Below are 15,984 nucleotides of genomic sequence, written 5' to 3'. Positions count from 1 at the left end.
CAGGAAGCGGCTGGCCGTGCTCACGGCACTGGCCCTCGTCGCCGCGCTCGCCTACGTCCTGTGGCCCCGCCTCGAACCGGTCCGCGTCACGGCGTACTTCCCGCGCACGGTCGGCATCTACCCCGGTTCGGACGTCCGCGTCCTCGGGGTCCGGATCGGTGAGGTCAGGAAGATCACGCCGGAGGGCGACCGGGTGCGGGTCGCCCTGGAATACGACGCCGGCCGCAAGGTCCCGGCGGACGCGCAGGCCGCGATCATCAACTCCTCGGTGGTCAGCGACCGTTATGTGCAGCTGCTGCCGGTGTACCGGGGCGGTCCGGTGCTGCGGACCGGGGACGAGATCCCCGAGTCGCGCACGGCGGCCCCCGTCGAACTGGACCGGGTCTTCGACAGCCTGCACACCACGGCCGAGGCGCTCGGCCCCGAGGGCGCCAACAAGGACGGCTCGCTGTCGCGGCTGCTCGGAGTGAGCGCGGACAACCTCGACGGCCAGGGCGAGAACCTGCACCGGACGGTCGAGGACCTCTCGGAAGCGGTCACCACCCTGTCCGACGGCCGCACGGACCTGTTCGGCACGATCCGCAACCTCCAGGTCTTCACGGCTGCGCTGGCGGCCGACGACAAGAGCGTGCGGTCGTTCAACAGCAGCCTCGCGAAGGTCGCCGAGCAACTCGCGGGCGAGCGCGAGGACTTGGCGGCGGCACTGAAGAACCTCGGGACGGCACTGGGTGACGTGTCCGACTTCGTGAAGAAGAACAAGAAGTCGCTGACCTCGAACGTGGAGGGTCTCAGCAAGGTGACCAAGGTACTCGTCACCCAACGAGCCGCTCTGGAGGAGCTGTTGGAGGTCGCCCCGACCGGCCTGTCGAACCTCAACAACGCCTACAACCCGTCGGCCGGCACCCTCGACACCCGCAACAACGCCGACCAGCCGCAGGATCCGGCGTCGCTGCTGTGCTCCGTACTCAGCACGACCGGGGACGAGGGCGGCGAGAACCCCGACTGCGAGGAACTGAGGGAGTTGTTCGACTCCCTGCCGGAGGTCCCGCAGGGCACCGCCGTGACGGGCACGGTCGACCGGACGCTCGGCGGAATTCTGGAGGCGAGCGCATGAGCGTCGAGCGAACGAGGATGCCGCGCAAGGGCGGGGCGGCGGCCTGGGCGGCGGCCGGTTCACTGCTGTTGACCGGCTGCGAGTTCAACGGCTGGTACGACGTTCAGCTGCCGGGAGGTGCGGCGGCGGACGGGAACGCGTACCACGTCACCGTCGAGTTCCGTGACGTACTGGACCTGGTGCCGCAGTCGGCGGTGAAGGTCAACAACGTCACCGTGGGCGCGGTGGAGAAGGTGGAGCTGAAGGGCTGGCACGCGCGCGTACGCCTCCGGGTCGCCGACTCGGTGGAACTGCCCGGCAACGCGATCGCCGAGCTGCGGCAGACCAGCATGCTCGGCGAGAAGTACGTGGCGCTGTCCAAGCCGGTGGGCACGGCGCCGGTCGGGCGGCTCGGCGACGGCGATGTGGTCCCCCTGTCCCGCAGTGGCCGCAACCCGGAGATCGAGGAGGTGCTGTCCGCCCTGTCCGCGCTGCTCAACGGAGGTGGGGTGGCCCAGCTCAAGACGATCACCGTGGAGCTGAACAAGGCACTGGAGGGACGGGAGAACCGGGTCAGGTCCCTGCTGAAGGAGTTGAACGTCTTTGTGGGCGGCCTGGACGCGCAGAAGAAGGACATCATCCGGGCCCTGAAGGCCGTGGACCGACTCGCCAAGAGACTCGCCAAGGAGAAGAAGACCATCGCCGAGGCCGTCGACGCGATGCCGCCGGCCCTGAAGGTGCTGGCCGACCAGCGCCGCGACCTGACCCGCATGCTCACCGCACTGTCGAAGCTCGGCAGGACGGGCACGAAGGTGGTCGACGCCTCGCACGACGACACGGTCGCCAACCTCAAGAAACTGCGCCCGATCCTGCAGCAGCTCAACAAAGCGGGCGACGACCTGCCCAACTCCCTTGAGCTGCTGACCACTTACCCGTTCCCCCGCAACGCGGTGGACGCGATCAGGGGCGACCACGTCAACCTGCACGTCACGGCCGACATCGACCTGGCCGGGATCTACGGCAACGTGACGGACGAGCCGGGCCGCGGGGCCGGCGACGGTCAGACCCCGGGACCCGAGCTTCCTGAGACCCCGGAACTGCCGGACGTACCGGAGATACCGAACCTGCCAGGCGTCCCCACTCCCACCGCCCTGCCAGGCACACCGAGCGTGCCGTCGTCCCCCTCGGCCCCCAACGAGGGTGGCGGTGGCCTGCTGTGCCCGCCGGTGTGCGCCAGCACGTACAGCGGTTACGCCGGCCACGGCAGTTACGGCACCGGGACCGAATGGCCGGAGGACATCGACCTGGACCTGGCCGAGCTGATGCTGAAGGGAGTCCGCCCGTGATCACACGTACGGTCAAGACCCAGCTGCTCGCCTTCGCCACCATCACCGCCGTAGGAGTGTCGTACGTCGGCGCCGAGTACACGGGTCTGGTGGACAAGGTCCTGGACCGCGGCTACACCGTGCGGGCGGACTTCGCCGACTCCGGGGGCATCTTCCCCGGCGCCGAGGTGACGTATCGCGGAGTGCCGGTGGGGAGGGTGGGCGAGCTGCGTCTGACGGGCGCCGACGGCGTGTCCGTCGCCCTCGACATCGACGGCGAGGCGCCGCGCATCCCGGCGGACACGCTGGCGGTCGTGGCGAACCGTTCGGCGGTGGGCGAGCAGTACGTGGATCTGCAACCGCGCACGTCCGACGGCCCGTACCTCCTCGACGGCAGCACGATCTCGCGCGCCGACACGCGCGTTCCGCTCCCGACGACGGAACTGGTCCTCAGCCTGGACCGCCTGGTGAACTCGGTGGGCAAGGACGATCTGCAGGTCACGATCGACGAGTTGGGCAAGGCGTTCGCGGGGACGGGCCCGAACCTGAGCCGCCTGGTGGACTCGGGCAACGCCCTGATCGAGTCGGCGTCGGAGGCGCTGCCGGAGACGATCGCGCTCATCGAGGACTCACGGAAGGTCCTGAAGACCCAGGCGGACCAGGGTTCGTCGATCAAGTCGTTCGCGAACGATCTGGCGGCCCTCACAGCCCAGTTGAAGGCGAGCGACGGTGACCTGCGCAAGCTGATCGGCAACGCGAGGCCGGCGGCGCAAGAGGTGAACTCCCTGCTGAAGTCGGCCGGGCCGGAGCTGTCGGTCCTGCTGGCGAACCTGATCAGCGGTGGCCAGGTGACCCTGGCCCGCCTGCCCGGCGTGGAACAGGCCCTGGTCACCTTCCCGGTGATGGTGGCGGGCAGCTACACGGTCGTACCGGGCGACGGCACGACCCACTTCGGCCTGGTGATCAACGCCGACGACCCCCCTGCGTGCACCCAGGGCTACGGCACGGCGCGCCGCGACCCGGCCGACACCAGTACCCGCGCGGCGAACACCGACGCCCGCTGCACGCTCCCCCGAGGCAGCGAGTCGTCGGTACGGGGCGCGCAGAATGCCCCAGGCGCGTCGGCCGCCTACGGCGACGCTCAGCAGACGGCGTACGTCACGCCGTACGACCCGGAGACCGGCATGACCGCCGGCCCGGATGGAAGGGCCGTCGAGATCGGCTCGACGGGCGGCCAGCGGGCCGTGTTCGGAAAGGAGTCGTGGCAATGGCTGCTAGTCGGACCGATGGCGTGAGGAAGGCGCTGAAGACCATGGGCAAGCTACTGTCGGGACGAGCATCGTCACTGGGCCTGGCGACGGCGACGGTCGTGGTCACCGCACTGACGATCTGGCTGACCCTCGGCCTCTACGAACAGCGCGAGGGAGACCAGCGCCGCCAGGACATCATGGCCGCGGCCCGCCAGTCGGCACTGAACTTCACGTCCCTCGACTACCGGCACTACGACCGCGACAGCGCGAATGTCCTGGCAGGCGCCACGGGCGACTTCAAGAAGCAGTTCGCGGCACAGACGGACCAGTTGACCGAGCTGGTGGCCCAGAACAAATCGGTGTCCGAGGGCCAGATCCTGGAGGCCGGCATCGTCCGCTCGGGCGCGAACTCGGCCCGCGTCCTGGTGGTCGCCGACAGCAAGGTGACCAACACGGCCGTGCCCCAGGGGGAGGCGCGCACGTATCGCCTGCAACTGGACCTGGTGCACCGGGACGGACGCTGGCTGACGTCGGACGTCGAGTTCGTCGGCTGACCGGCACCGCCGCGAAAAGTCACTACTGAGGAGTATGACGATGCCGAAGACGACCCCCAGCCGCACCCCCGGCACCACCACCCGGCGCACGATGACGGCGGCAGCCCGCGCGGCAGCCAAACGCGCGGAACGCAGCCACCACGGCGCCGGCTCGGTGGCGGCCACCGACGAGGAGGCCGAGGGCCGGTCCGAGCGCGCGCTCGCGGGCCGCACCGTGCTCGTCGAGGCCCCGAAGGACGGCTGGCAGGACCCACCGGAGCCGTCGCCGGAGGCGTACGAGGAAGCCGACACACCGGAAAGGCCTGGCAAGTCCGGCCGCCGAAGGCTGCTCACGGCATCGCTCGGCGTCCTGCTCGTGGCGGGCTTGGTGGCAGTCGCCGTACTGGGGTGGCAGTACCGGGACGGACGGCGAACGGAGGCTGCCCGCACCGAGGCGGTCGCGGCCGCACGCAAGGCGGCACCGAGCGTCCTGTCGTACGACTACCGCCACCTCGAGCGCGACTTCGCGAAGGCCCGCACCCACCTCACGGGTGACTTCAGCAGCGAGTACGGGAAGACGACGAAGACCGTGGTGGGCCCAACGGCCAAGAAGTACCAGGGCGTGGTGAAGGCAACGATCGCCGCCCCTGGCTCCGGCGGAACCCCGGCAGCCTCCGTCGTCTCGGCCTCCCCGGACGAGGTCGTGGTCCTGCTCTTCGTCAACCAGGTCACCGAGAGCACGCAGGTCTCGGGGTCCCGGGTGGACCTGAACCGGGTGCGGATGACGATGTCCCGCACGACGGACGCGTGGAAGGTGAGCGCGGTCGACGCACTCTGACGGAGATCCGACCGGCGCAGACGGCGATGTCGCGGTTCCTCGGATTCCCGTAGCGGCAAGCACACTGACGGCACCGCCGTCGACATCCGGATCACCATGCCCAAAGTGACGACCTCCCGCCTCACCTGGAAGTTCGAACGCTGAAAGGAGCCCACCGGGAAGTCCCTGGCGCACACCCCTCTCCTGACGCGCTCGCTGCAAGGCCACGGATCCGGGAAACAGACCGCCCAGGGGCGCGCGAGTCGATATACAATCGATCATGTATATTGATATACGCCGCAGTGTGCATGAGGAGGCCATCTTGAGCCGCACCGTGATCGACCTCGACGACGAGGCACTGGAAGAAGCCGCCAAGGAACTCGGCACCACCACCAAGCGCGACACCATCAACACCGCCCTGCGTGAGGTCACCGCCCGCTACCGGCGCTTGCGCGCGCTCGAAGACGCCCGGCAACTGGTGACCGACGGAGCCCTGGACATCGACATTCTCCTGAACAAGAACCAGTACCGGCCGTGACCGTCGCCGACTACCTCATCGACACCTCCGCCCTCGCCCGCGTCCTGCTCCGCCAGACCACAACTGAGTGGGACGACAGGATCGGCGCCGGCCTCGTCGCGATCTGCGACATCACGGAACTCGAGGTCCTCTACTCCGCCCGCTCAACCGCGGACCGCGCGCGACTGAAGGCTGCACTCGACGCCCACTACGTGTGGTGCCCCATGCCTGACGGCATCTACCGCCGCTCCCGCATCGTCCAGGAACAACTGACCACCAAAGGGGAACACCACAGTGCGGGCCCCGTTGATCTCCTGGTGGCCGCCGCCGCGGAAGAAGCAGGCCTCACCCTGCTCCACTTCGACCGCGACTTCGAAACCATTGCTCGCACGACGGGGCAGCCGGTCCGCATGATCGATCTCAGGCAGTAGAGTCCGCGCGGCTGCACGGACGGGCGTCAAGCCTCTCGCCGACCGCCCACCCGAGGCGGTATCACGGCGATTCCCCCACTGCCGGACGGCCCTCTTTCCGCGCCCTCGCACCCGCCCCGCGCACTGAGTCGCCTCGCCTACACCCAGTCCGGGGCATGGCACGCGCGGGTGAACTGCCGTACTCACCCGCCGTACTTCGTCGATCACCTGTCGGTGGTCGCGCCACCGAGCGCAACGCCGGGGTCGCACGTCAGGAGTACCGGCAGGCCACGGTCCTGGCTCAGCTGTCGACCGCTGTTGGTTACTGGTAGGACCGGTCGCGCTCGCCGCCATTCCTTGTCGAAGTCACCCATACGTGCACCCGTCCCGGAGGGCGACGTATCGGGGTCCTTGCCACATGAGCTGGTGGTCCAGGGTTCAGGATCCGGTGCGATAGCGGGTGAGCATGAGGGCGACGGCTTCGTCCACGATCGCGGGGTCGGTGGGGTCGGGCGGGACGAAGTCGGTCCGTACGAGTTGGGGCCACAGCAACTGGGCGCAGATCATGCCGAGGAACTGTTCGGCCACTGCGGATGCCGGCTGCGCCTGTCCGTCGGCCGAACGGAAGTCGAGTGTGCCGGCCTGTGCTTCGGCGTCCAGGTAGTCGCGGAGCCGGTCGAAGAAGGGGCCGCGGTCGATGGCGAAGCCTGTGCCGACGATGTCGGCGAGTTCCGGCATCTGGGGAAGTTCGGTGATGATCAGGCGGCACAGCGCCGCCGTGCCGGGCCGCGCGACCAGGCAGGCGTAGTCGCGGCCGATGTGGTCCAGGCCACACCGGGGATCACCGGGCGGGGGCGGTGCGGCGTACTCCACGTCCAGCTGCCATTGCTCGGAGGTGACGGCCGCGAACAGTGCGGCCTTGGTGGGGTACCGCTTGAAGAGGGTGCCGGTGGAGACGCGGGCCTGCTTGGCGATCTGGGCGAGGGAGGTCTTGTCGTATCCCCGGGCGAGGAAGAGGTCGCGGGCCGCCCGGATGATGCGCGCGCGGTTCTCCGCTTTGATCTGCGCGTGATACCCGGCCTGGCACATGTCGCCACCGGTTACCGCTCGGTCCGCCACCGACATACCCACGCCCCTCGCCCGTTTCCCGGCCGCGTCCCCGCCCTCAGAGGACGGTCTGGCCGCCGTCCAGGATAAGGTCCTGGCCCACCGCGAAGGCGGAGGCGTCGGAGGCCAGGTAGACGACGGCTTCCGCGACCTCCTCGGGCAGACCCATGCGGCCGAGCGGGATGGTGGAGCTGATCCCCTCCACAACCGCCGCCTGCACCGCGGGGTCCTCGATCCCGAGCTTGGAGGCGGAGTACAGCGGGGTGTCCACCGGGCCGGGGCTGACCGCGTTGAACCGGATGCCGTGCGAGGTGAGCAGGTCCGCGTTCCACGACCGCATCAGGGAGGAGACAGCCGCCTTCGTCGCGGCGTAGGCGTTCGAGTGCCCGTAGCCGCCGTGCGCGCTGTTGGACGCGTTGAGGATGACCGAGGACGGGTTGGCCAGCACGGGCACCAGGGCCTGAGTGAGAAAGAAGACGCTCTTGACGTTGATGTCGAAGAGCCGGTCGAAACTGTCCTCCGTGTGGTCCTCGAACGGCCGCCAGTCCGAGACACCGGCGTTCAGGAACACCACGTCCAGACCCCCGAAGTGCTCACGCACCCGCTTGGCCAGGCCGCGCTGCGCATCGAGATCGCGTGCGTCGGCCTGCACCACCGGCACCTTCTCCCCGAGGATCTGCCGCGCCCTGTCGATGCTGGCCGGGGTCACGCCCGTGACCAGCACGTCGGCCCCCTCCGCGACAAAACGCCGCGCGGTCTCCAGACCGATCCCGCTGGTGCCGCCGGTGACGAGGGCACGCTTGCCCGCAAGACGAGTCATGTTCATTGTTCCTTGCCGAGGCGAGAGGTAAGTCGATGGACTCACCATGCGAAGATAGCCCTCGCGTCACCCATAAGGCAAGTCGATCCACTTACCATCGACGCCTGGAGCCGTTCGGTTACGGACGCGTCGCGCCGGAGCAGGCGGCCGACACCGGTCCGCATCCACCTGGGGCAAGGAGTGCCCTGGGGTCCGGTTCCCGCCCGGAGAACCCGTCGGCCAGCTGCCGCCGGTCTGGCAGGGGTCTCTTCCGACAGAGTCGGAAAACAGCACCCCTCGCCTCCTCGGAAGGGACGTCGCGGGCGTCGGCCGGTCAGCCGCGTTGCCGGCGGGCACGCAGAGCGGCCCAGTGGCGCAGGCGCTCGGTGATCTGGGCTTCGTAGCCGTTGCGGGTGGGCTGGTAGTACGTCTCGCGGTCCATGTCGTCGGGGAAGTAGTCGTCACCGGAAAAGCTGTCGGCTGTGTCCGGGTCGTACTGGTAGTCCTTGCCGTAGCCGAGGTCTTTCATCAGCGGGGTCGGGGCGTTGAGGATGTGCGCGGGTGGCATGAGTGAGCCGGTGTGCCGGGCTGATCGGTGTGCGGCGTTGAAGCCGCGGTAGACGGCGATGGACTTGGGGGCGGTGGCGAGGTAGACGACGGCCTGGGCGATCGCCAACTCGCCCTCGGGGGAGCCGAGTCGCTCGTACACCTCCCAGGCGGCGAGGGCCTGCTGGACGGCGTGCGGGTCGGCCATGCCGATGTCCTCGTTCGCGAAGCGGACCAGGCGGCGGGCGACGAACAGCGGGTCCTCGCCGCCGTCGAGCATGCGGGTGAGCCAGTACAGGGCCGCGTCCGGGTCGGAGCCGCGCATCGACTTGTGCAGCGCGGAGATCAGGTTGTAGGGGTGCTCCAGCTGGGCCCCGGGGAGTTCCTCCGCGCAGTCGGCGGCGGTCTTGTGCAAGGCCGATCCATTCACGGGTGGTGAGCCTCCTCAGGTGGTGACGGGCTGCGGCATCACAGAGGGCGCGGAGCGCGTCGCGCGGGCGCGCCGGCACGTCCCATCCTTCCGCCGCAGCCGACCGGAAGGACGGTAGGCTGCGGACACGTGATGGTCGACAAGCGACACCCCGACCCGGGCGGAAGCACGGCCGGACCAGCTGCGGTTCCGCTGTACGGTTTCCAGCCCCCGGTCGGTACTCCCTACGGCCTTGAGGTGAGCACCGTCGAGGACTTCTTCGCCGAGCACGACGACTGGCCGTGGAACCCGCCCCGTCCAGGCCGTGCCACCTTCCACTACCTCATCGCGGTCACCGAGGGTGAGCTGCTCCACGACGTCGATCACGTCACGCGGACGGTCGCCGCCGGCCAGTGGCTGTGGGTGCGTCCGGGGCATGCGCAGTGCTGGCATCCGCCCGGCGCGGCCCGCGGCCCGTTCATCCTGTTCGAACCGGATGTACTGCGGCCCGACCTCGCCCGTCTTCTGGCCCCGCTCACCGCGCACGAGGCCCCTGCCGTGCTCAGCCCGCATCCCGACGACACCGCCTGGCTCCAGCAGACGGCACTCCAGCTCCTGGACGAACACCGCGCACTGGGGCGCCGCCCCCTCGACATCCACCACGCCCTGCGGCGCAGCCTGCTCGAATCACTGCTGCTGCGCCTGGCCGACTCCCCGGGCATCGCCCCCGTCGGCACGGCCACGGCCCACGCGGGCCGCGCCGACCGGTACCGGCGCTTCCTGGACGCCTTGGAGCTGCACTTCCGCGAACTCCACCAAGCCGCAGACTACGCCGAGTTGCTCGGCTGCTCGGTCCGCACCCTCAGCCGCGCCGCCCAAGACGCCACCGGCAAGGGAGTACGTGAACTCATCGACGAGCGGCGCCTCCTCGAAGCCCGGCGCCTGCTGAGAGGCGCCCAATGGGATGCCCGGACCGTGGCCGTCCACCTCGGCTTCACCGATCCCGCGAACTTCGGCCGCTTCTTCCGCGACCGCACCGGCCTCACCCCGTCCGCCTTCGCGGCCGGCGAATCCCCGGTTCTCCCCCCTCGCTCCCTTGGTTGACGAGATCTCGGTGGTTTCCGGCTGGGTCTCAGTCGATGGCCTCGATGGCGACGTCGACCGCGCCGTCGTACTTCTTGAGGGCATCGGCCCCCAAGTGGTCGATTTTCCCGAGGATCACGATGCCGGGGTCGGGGATGGACTCGCCGTCGTGGGCGTAGAAGACGGCGATGTCGGGACCAGGTGACCAGTAGGCGATGTCGCCGATCTCGTAGCTGAACCGCGGCTCGCCTCCCACGGCGAGAGACCGGGACAGGTGACCGTACTTCTCGCGCTTGAACAGGTCATCCATCCGCAGAGTCAGCGGAAGCAGCGAGGCGAAGTCGCGTGCCGTCGCGTTGTCGTCGAGGGTTGCGTTGAGGACGGTCGCTCCGGCGGTCAGTCGGATTCTCATAGGGGTTCCGCTCTTCGGGGTGTAGTTGCAGTAATCGTCAGGCCGACTCGGACGCCGCGTTCATCGGTTACGAGCTTCGCTTCGGCACGGACCGCGTGAAGGCAACTTCGACGTCACCGCGATGGCAAGTCGGTTGAATTACCCTTCTCGGCCGCCGGGCCGGTTGACGATGATGACCCGCACGTCACCTGTGCGGCGTCACCGGCTGCTGTCGACTGGCCCGTGCGGGCCACGTGGAGGGGCGGTTCAGTCGGTGGTGAAGCTGGACAGCATCGCGGCCGGGAGGCGGCTGCCTGCCGAGCCGTGGGGAAGGATCTCGGCGATGCGGGCCAGATCGGTGGCGGAGAGCTGGACGTCGGTGGCGCCGGCGTTCTCCTCGAGGCGCTTGGTGCTGCGGGTGCCGGGAATGGGCGCGACGTCCTCGCCCTGGGCGAGCAGCCAGGCCAGCGCGAGCTGGGCGACGGTGATACCCGCGCGGTCGGCCAGGTCCTTGAGCTGCTCGGTGGCGTGCAGGTTGTACGTGTAGTTCTCGCCCTGCCAACGCTCGTCCCAGCTGCGCATGTCGTCCGCGGGGTATTCGCCGGCGGGCTTGACCTGGCCGGTGAGGAAGCCGCGACCGAGCGGGGAGTAGGGCACCAGGCCGACGCCGAGTTCCCGCAGAACGGGAAGGATCTTCTCCTCGACCTCCCGCTCGAAGAGCGAGTACTCGTACTGGAGCACGGAGACCGGGGTGACGGCGTGGGCGCGGCGGATGTACTGGGGGCCGACGTTGCTCAGACCGAAGTACTTCACCTTGCCTTCGGTGATCAGTTCGCCGACCACGCCGGCGACCTCCTCGACCGGAACGTCCGGGTCGGAGATGTGCTGGTAGAAGAGGTCGATGCGGTCGCTCTGCAGGTAGCGCAGGCTGTTCTCGGCGACCTTGCGGATGTTTTCCGGGCGGCTGTTGAAGCCGGGGCTGAGCGCCGGGGCGGTCATGTCGAAGCCGAACTTGGTCGCGAGGACCACCTCGTCGCGGAAGTCTTTGACCGCCTTGCCCAGGAGGATCTCGTTGCTGCCGGTACCGGCGCCGTACAGCTCGGCGGTGTCGAAGAAGTCGATCCCGAGTTCGTGGGCGCGGCGAATGGTCGCGAGGCCCTCGTCGTCGTTCGAGGCGCCGTAGGCCATGGACATGCCCATGGTCCCCAGGCCGAGCGCGGAGACGCGCAGGCCCTGAGAGCCCAGATTGCGGTGCTGCATGAGTTCACTCCCTCAGTGGTTCGCCGGCTTCACCCGCAGAGGCCAAACCGAACTGTTCCGTTTGACCCTATGCGCCGATCGCCCGGACGCCAAACCAAACGGTTCGGTGCTCTATCCTGGGCCCATGTCCCAGTCCCGCGACTCCGGCCAGACCGCAGCTCCCGCCGCCGCCGGCGACACCACGCGCGAGCGCATCCTTGCCGCTGCCATGGTGGAGTTCGCCCGCCACGGCATCGCCGGCGCCCGCGTGGACCGCATCGCCAAGCTCGCCAGGACCAGCAAAGAACGCGTCTACGCCTACTTCCGCAGCAAAGACGCGCTCTATGCCGCTGTCGCTGCACGGGAGTATGTCGTCATCGCCGAGGCCACCCAGATAGACCCGACCGACCTCCCTGGCTACGCGGGCCGTCTGTTCGACTACTTCGTCGCCCGTCCGGACCACCACCGCCTGATCACCTGGGGCCGCCTCGAGCTGCCGGGCACCGCTACCGGTGCCGACGATCCCACCCAGGCAGCGATCACCCGCAAAATCGACCTGCTCCGCCAAGTGCAGCAGGCCGGACAGCTCGACCCCGCCTGGGACCCGGCCGACGTCCTCGCCCTGGTCAACCAGATCGCCACGACCTGGGCGTCACAACCCGAACTCAGCGAGGCCGCCGCCGCACACGCCGTGGACGCCACCACCGCCGCCCGCCGCGCCGCGGTGGTGACCGCTGTCGAGCGGCTTTTCCCTCGAGCACGCTGAGATCGCCCGGACCGGCGGCAGCCTGCTCGAACATTACCGAAACGGTGCCGACCGCCGTTGCCGCTGCCCATGGGCGCATCCTGCTGACGAATCAGAGCTCCTGGCCAGGGGAACAGGTGCCTGGTGGGGCAGGCACGGGCGCCCCTTGTGCCTCACGCCGTGTCAGGATTTCGTGCTCACCGGCGCTTACGTTGTCGGCCCTCGCGCATCGGGAGTGGTTGGTTGTCGTTTCTCGGTTGCCTGGGTCTCAGTCGTCCAGGACGACGACGTGCTTGCCCGGCGTGGTGCCGGACTCGACGTCGGCCTGGGCGTCACGGACCTGTTCCAGGCCGTGGTAGACCTTCGCGACCGGGACGTTGAGGCGTCCTGCGGCGATGGCCTGGAGCTGGTGGGCGAAGACGTCGGCCGGGAGGTCGGCTGCCTGACCGCCATAGGACGTCAGCCGCACCCCGCCCGGGATCATGAACGGGCTGAAATCGGGGATCGTCCACTGGCCCGCCAGGGCTCCGGTGAAGCAGGCAGTGCCGTGCCGGCGAACGGTGCGGAGGGTGTCGGCGAGGACCGAGCAGCCCACCAGCTCCAGTACGGCGTCGACACCCTCCGGCATCAGCTCGCGCACCTGGTCGGCGATCGTGCCGCTGTCGACGAGGGGATGGTCGACGCCCGCGGCCCGCAGTTCCCCGGCCCGACCGGGGCTGCGGGTGGTGGACAGCACGGTGGCTCCGAGGTCCTTCGCGATCGTGGCCGCGCTCAGCCCGACCGTGGAGGTGCCGCCGCGGATCAGCAGCGTCTGCCCGGCCTTGAGGTCCAGGCCGGTGGTCAGCGATCCGTAGGCGGTCTGGAACATCTCCGGCAGCGCACCGACGACTTCCCACGGCAGACCGGACTCGAACGGGATGACCTGCCCGGCTGGGACGCTCACGTACTGGGCGTATGTGCCGTCGTAGGAGCGGCCCATGCCGCCCATCATCGTGGCCACCTGCTGTCCCGGCCGCAGCCCGCTGTCCTCATCACCCTCATCGACCACGCCGACGCCCTCGATGCCGGGCACACGCGGGTAGCTGACCTCCGCATCCGACTCGCCCTTGCGGGTGGTGACCTCGGACTCGTTGACGCCGAACGCCTTCACCCTGATCCGCACCCAGCCGGGCTTGCGTGCGGGCACCGGCACATCCTGGATCTCCAGTGCGTCGAGGCCGCCGGGCCGGGTGACGACGACGGCCCGCATCGTGGCTGGTGCGGCCTCGCCGACTGCTGTCGGTTGGCTCATGTCGGATTCCTCACTCTGTTCGCCCCCGTGGTGCGCGGTTGGGTATCGCCCGATGCCCGTCAGGGGCGGTCGATGCCCTCCCACAGGTCGAGGGCCTGCTGATAGTGGGTGGTGGCCTCGAAGGGAGGGTTGCCGACGCTTTCCGAGGTGGGCCGGTTCGTGACGGCGGGCCACAGCCGGGGCTGCTCGCCGGTGGCGAAGTCGAGCACGATGTCGCGGATACGCTTGTCACGCTCGGCCTGTTCCGCGCTGCGGCCCGGCCGCTCCTGGCCGACCAGCGCGAACATCTCGGTGCCGTGCACGGCGGGCGCGCCCTCGGCGGGCCCGATCAGAAGGAGATGGGCGTTGCCGCCCGCCGCGGTGTGCGCCAGGGCGCCGCGGGCTGCGGGGAGCCCGAAGATGTAGTCCGACAGGAGTGCGGCGCGGACTTCGGCAGGGGTGCGGCCGCCCTGGTCGTAGTCGTCGACGATCTTCTTGGCGCGGGAGCGGGGAATGCGCCACCCGGCGACCTCGTCGACGATGCGGTCGACGGTGTGCGGGTCGAACCGGTCGAGGTCGTTCGCCACCCACCAGCCCATGTCGTCACTGGCCATGCTCAGCAGCACGTCGACATCACGGTGTGCGCCCGAGGCGAGTTCGTCCATGGGGTGGGCGTGCAGCACCGCGCCGGGCTGTCCGGCGTCCAGGACGACGCCGAGGCTCTTGCTGTCCATCCCGCCACGGACTCCGAGATCCGTCGGGGTGACCTTGTGCAGGGCGGTCACCAGGGAGGCCGTATCAAGGTCGAGCAGCTTCTCCGGGTCGTCCGCGACGCCGAGCTCGGTGACGAACCGGTGGGCGAGTTCCTCGGCCCACCAGGCCGGCTGGAGACGCGAGGGCCCGGCGGAGAAGCCGGCCAATCGCCGGTACAGGCCGCCTGCGGAGGCGGCGCCGAGGAGCCCGAAGGTGGCATAGGCGCCGCCGCTGTGGCCGTAGACGGTGACGTTGTCGGGGTCGCCACCGAAGTGGGCGATGTTCCGCTTGATCCAGGTCAGTGCGGCGATGACATCCTGTAGGCAGAGGTTACTGGCCTCGGCGAGCCTCCCGCCGTACTGCGACAGCGAGAGCGCACCCAGCGCGCCGAGCCGGTAGTTGACCGACACACCCACCACGCGCCCCGACGCGGCGAGGCCGGAGGCGTTCGAGGTGATCTGCGTGTTCGCGCCGTACTCGAATCCGCCGCCGTGGATGTACACGGCCACCGGAAGCGCCGTCCCGGCCGGCTGCTCAGGAGCCCACACGTTCAGGTTCAGACAGTCCTCGCCCATCCCGCTGTCCGCTTCCAGCCAGTCGCCGCTGTCGGGCTGGACAGAGACCACGCCCTTGCGGTCATAGGAACGGTTCGGATCGAAATCCGCGACCACGGGGCGGCGGTACCGCTCGGCGGTGGCGTACGGGATTCCCCACCAGGACCGCACCCGGGGTGCAGTCGGGGCCTTGGGACGGGTGGCGGTCAAGGCATGTCCTTCCAGCGCGATTCGGGTGTTCGCGCGGTGCTTCGGCGGCTGGTCGCTCGCGGTGACGTCTCCCATCGTTTCCAGGGATCCGGCAAAACGCCCGGCGGGTGGCGGTCACCCGGTGGTCATCAGGTGACACTTCGGCAACAAGATCTCGGTGCAGGCCATGAGCTTCTCCTACACGGCCGACGGCCGGATCGTTGGCCAACGGGCCGGCCTGACCTCCCGCAAGAGGTCGGTCTCTTCTTCTTGATCAGGCGTCTTCGCGCGAACAGCGCCCGCTGCGGTGAGAGCTGTACTCCCTGCCACCGAGACCCGTAGGGGTGCGGTGTTGCGGCTGCTGAGGCGGTCGAGGGAGATGCGCAGGAGGAGGAGGCGCTCCTGGCCCCGATAGCTGTCACCGGTCGTCAGGGCGGCCTGGCTCAGGGAGCTGCTGAACAGAACCAGACCTCGGCGGTGAGACGGGGCACAGCAGGCCGTCGTTCGTCACGAGCCTCGCCCGGCTCGCGATCGCGGTCGGCCGACGTCCTCCTGTCCAAATCCCGCGGTCTCCAGACCCTGGCAGAGACGGCCGGCGAGCTCGGCCAGCGAGCCCGCGCCGCGACACCCGAGGAGGCGGCCCGCGCCGGTGACCGGGTCGTGGTGAGTATCCCGCCGGCTCCCTACCCGGAGCTTTCACGCCGCCGCGCTGTCGGGCAAGGTCGTGCTCGACATCGGAGCGTCCGTGACGCGCCGTGCGACGAACCCGAGGACGGCTGCGTCGGCCTCGTCGAGCCACGCCACGTCGTCGGCGATCAGCAGCAGCACGCGCTCTGCGGCCCTGGGCAGCGGACCACGTCCCGCCTGAGCGATAGCCGTCGCTGTCGATCGCCATGGTGCGGGCCGCGCGTTGGTCCGCATCCGACGGCGTGTCGCTTGGGGCCTGAAGGGCCG

At 69.4% G+C, this 15,984-nt stretch carries 17 protein-coding genes and 1 pseudogene; 10 read left to right on the top strand and 8 right to left on the bottom strand.

The window, feature by feature from the left end:
* Positions 1-10 precede the first annotated feature (10 nt).
* The 7 genes from KUM49_RS32020 to KUM49_RS31990 all read left to right on the top strand — a co-directional run bounded on the left by KUM49_RS32020 (position 11) and on the right by KUM49_RS31990 (position 5,966).
* Positions 11-1,114 carry an MCE family protein gene (locus tag KUM49_RS32020; protein WP_217240675.1) on the top strand — a complete coding sequence of 368 codons (1,104 nt, stop codon included), beginning with the start codon at positions 11-13 and terminating at the stop codon, positions 1,112-1,114.
* Positions 1,111-2,439, top strand: a complete 1,329-nt coding sequence (locus KUM49_RS32015; protein WP_254402104.1) for an MCE family protein — start codon at positions 1,111-1,113, stop codon at positions 2,437-2,439. The genes KUM49_RS32020 and KUM49_RS32015 overlap by 4 nt, the downstream gene beginning before the upstream one ends.
* Positions 2,436-3,713 carry an MCE family protein gene (locus KUM49_RS32010; protein ID WP_217240463.1) on the top strand — a complete coding sequence of 426 codons (1,278 nt, stop codon included), beginning with the start codon at positions 2,436-2,438 and terminating at the stop codon, positions 3,711-3,713. The genes KUM49_RS32015 and KUM49_RS32010 overlap by 4 nt, the downstream gene beginning before the upstream one ends.
* Positions 3,714-3,730: 17 nt before the next feature.
* Positions 3,731-4,222, top strand: coding sequence for a hypothetical protein (locus tag KUM49_RS32005; RefSeq protein WP_217240462.1), 492 nt, complete (start codon positions 3,731-3,733; stop codon positions 4,220-4,222).
* Positions 4,223-4,262: 40 nt separating this feature from the next.
* Positions 4,263-5,039 (top strand): hypothetical protein, encoded by a 777-nt coding sequence (locus KUM49_RS32000; protein ID WP_217240461.1) that lies wholly within the window; start codon positions 4,263-4,265, stop codon positions 5,037-5,039.
* Between the two features lie 301 nt (positions 5,040-5,340).
* Positions 5,341-5,556, top strand: a complete 216-nt coding sequence (locus tag KUM49_RS31995) for a type II toxin-antitoxin system VapB family antitoxin (RefSeq protein ID WP_031047790.1) — start codon at positions 5,341-5,343, stop codon at positions 5,554-5,556.
* On the top strand, positions 5,553-5,966 hold the full coding sequence (locus tag KUM49_RS31990; RefSeq protein ID WP_217240460.1) for a PIN domain nuclease: 414 nt from the start codon (positions 5,553-5,555) through the stop codon (positions 5,964-5,966). Before KUM49_RS31995 ends, KUM49_RS31990 begins: the two co-directional genes overlap by 4 nt.
* A 417-nt stretch (positions 5,967-6,383) precedes the next feature.
* Here the strand turns inward: KUM49_RS31990 and KUM49_RS31985 are convergent, their stop codons facing one another.
* The 3 genes from KUM49_RS31985 to KUM49_RS31975 all read right to left on the bottom strand — a co-directional run bounded on the left by KUM49_RS31985 (position 6,384) and on the right by KUM49_RS31975 (position 8,827).
* A complete protein-coding gene (locus KUM49_RS31985; RefSeq protein ID WP_217240459.1) occupies positions 6,384-7,070 on the bottom strand; it encodes a TetR/AcrR family transcriptional regulator in 687 nt (228 codons plus the stop codon).
* A 40-nt stretch (positions 7,071-7,110) separates the two neighbouring features.
* Positions 7,111-7,872, bottom strand: coding sequence for an SDR family oxidoreductase (locus KUM49_RS31980; RefSeq protein ID WP_217240458.1), 762 nt, complete (start codon positions 7,870-7,872; stop codon positions 7,111-7,113).
* A gap of 313 nt (positions 7,873-8,185) precedes the next feature.
* The gene (locus KUM49_RS31975) at positions 8,186-8,827 is read right to left on the bottom strand and encodes a hypothetical protein (protein ID WP_308406839.1); all 642 of its coding nucleotides are present in this window, start codon (positions 8,825-8,827) and stop codon (positions 8,186-8,188) included.
* Positions 8,828-9,064: 237 nt separating this feature from the next.
* On the opposite strand from KUM49_RS31975, the gene KUM49_RS31970 reads away from it, so the two are divergent.
* A complete protein-coding gene (locus KUM49_RS31970; RefSeq protein ID WP_217240457.1) occupies positions 9,065-9,910 on the top strand; it encodes an AraC family transcriptional regulator in 846 nt (281 codons plus the stop codon).
* A 28-nt stretch (positions 9,911-9,938) separates the two neighbouring features.
* Here KUM49_RS31970 and KUM49_RS31965 read toward each other — a convergent pair whose 3' ends face one another.
* Together KUM49_RS31965 and KUM49_RS31960 are read right to left on the bottom strand one after the other, a co-directional pair.
* Positions 9,939-10,301, bottom strand: coding sequence for a cyclophilin-like fold protein (locus tag KUM49_RS31965; protein WP_217240456.1), 363 nt, complete (start codon positions 10,299-10,301; stop codon positions 9,939-9,941).
* 246 nt (positions 10,302-10,547) lie between these two features.
* Positions 10,548-11,540: an aldo/keto reductase gene (locus KUM49_RS31960; RefSeq protein ID WP_217240455.1), complete on the bottom strand. Its 993-nt coding sequence runs from the start codon at positions 11,538-11,540 to the stop codon at positions 10,548-10,550.
* Between the two features lie 124 nt (positions 11,541-11,664).
* Here KUM49_RS31960 and KUM49_RS31955 point away from each other — a divergent pair, with 124 nt between their 5' ends.
* A complete protein-coding gene (locus tag KUM49_RS31955) occupies positions 11,665-12,285 on the top strand; it encodes a TetR family transcriptional regulator (protein WP_217240454.1) in 621 nt (206 codons plus the stop codon).
* Between the two features lie 247 nt (positions 12,286-12,532).
* On the opposite strand, the gene KUM49_RS31950 is transcribed toward KUM49_RS31955, so the two are convergent.
* Entirely contained in the window at positions 12,533-13,555 is a 1,023-nt protein-coding gene (locus KUM49_RS31950) for an alcohol dehydrogenase catalytic domain-containing protein (RefSeq protein WP_217240453.1), read from the bottom strand.
* A gap of 59 nt (positions 13,556-13,614) precedes the next feature.
* Positions 13,615-15,051, bottom strand: coding sequence for a carboxylesterase family protein (locus KUM49_RS31945; protein WP_217240452.1), 1,437 nt, complete (start codon positions 15,049-15,051; stop codon positions 13,615-13,617).
* Between the two features lie 456 nt (positions 15,052-15,507).
* Here KUM49_RS31945 and KUM49_RS50355 point away from each other — a divergent pair.
* Positions 15,508-15,672, top strand: a pseudogene (locus KUM49_RS50355) (NADP oxidoreductase); the annotation flags it as partial.
* Positions 15,673-15,726: 54 nt separating this feature from the next.
* On the opposite strand, the gene KUM49_RS49930 reads toward KUM49_RS50355, so the two are convergent.
* Positions 15,727-15,858, bottom strand: coding sequence for a hypothetical protein (locus tag KUM49_RS49930; RefSeq protein WP_302185517.1), 132 nt, complete (start codon positions 15,856-15,858; stop codon positions 15,727-15,729).
* Between the last annotated feature and the right edge of the window lie 126 nt (positions 15,859-15,984).

It is taken from the genome of Streptomyces sp. AC555_RSS877 (assembly GCF_019049245.1).
Lineage (GTDB): Bacteria > Actinomycetota > Actinomycetes > Streptomycetales > Streptomycetaceae > Streptomyces.
This window is presented reverse-complemented; position numbering and strand designations above follow the sequence as displayed.

What these genes read in the sequence shown, in the direction of transcription:
- KUM49_RS32015 (WP_254402104.1), top strand. Translation starts at nt 1,111, where the DNA reads ATGAGCGTCGAGCGAACGAGGATGCCGCGCAAGGGCGGGGCGGCGGCC.
- KUM49_RS32005 (WP_217240462.1), top strand. Translation starts at nt 3,731, where the DNA reads ATGGGCAAGCTACTGTCGGGACGAGCATCGTCACTGGGCCTGGCGACG.
- KUM49_RS32000 (WP_217240461.1), top strand. Translation starts at nt 4,263, where the DNA reads ATGCCGAAGACGACCCCCAGCCGCACCCCCGGCACCACCACCCGGCGC.
- KUM49_RS31985 (WP_217240459.1), bottom strand. Translation starts at nt 7,070, where the DNA reads ATGTCGGTGGCGGACCGAGCGGTAACCGGTGGCGACATGTGCCAGGCC.
- KUM49_RS31980 (WP_217240458.1), bottom strand. Translation starts at nt 7,872, where the DNA reads ATGACTCGTCTTGCGGGCAAGCGTGCCCTCGTCACCGGCGGCACCAGC.
- KUM49_RS31965 (WP_217240456.1), bottom strand. Translation starts at nt 10,301, where the DNA reads ATGAGAATCCGACTGACCGCCGGAGCGACCGTCCTCAACGCAACCCTC.
- KUM49_RS31960 (WP_217240455.1), bottom strand. Translation starts at nt 11,540, where the DNA reads ATGCAGCACCGCAATCTGGGCTCTCAGGGCCTGCGCGTCTCCGCGCTC.
- KUM49_RS31955 (WP_217240454.1), top strand. Translation starts at nt 11,665, where the DNA reads ATGTCCCAGTCCCGCGACTCCGGCCAGACCGCAGCTCCCGCCGCCGCC.
- KUM49_RS31950 (WP_217240453.1), bottom strand. Translation starts at nt 13,555, where the DNA reads ATGAGCCAACCGACAGCAGTCGGCGAGGCCGCACCAGCCACGATGCGG.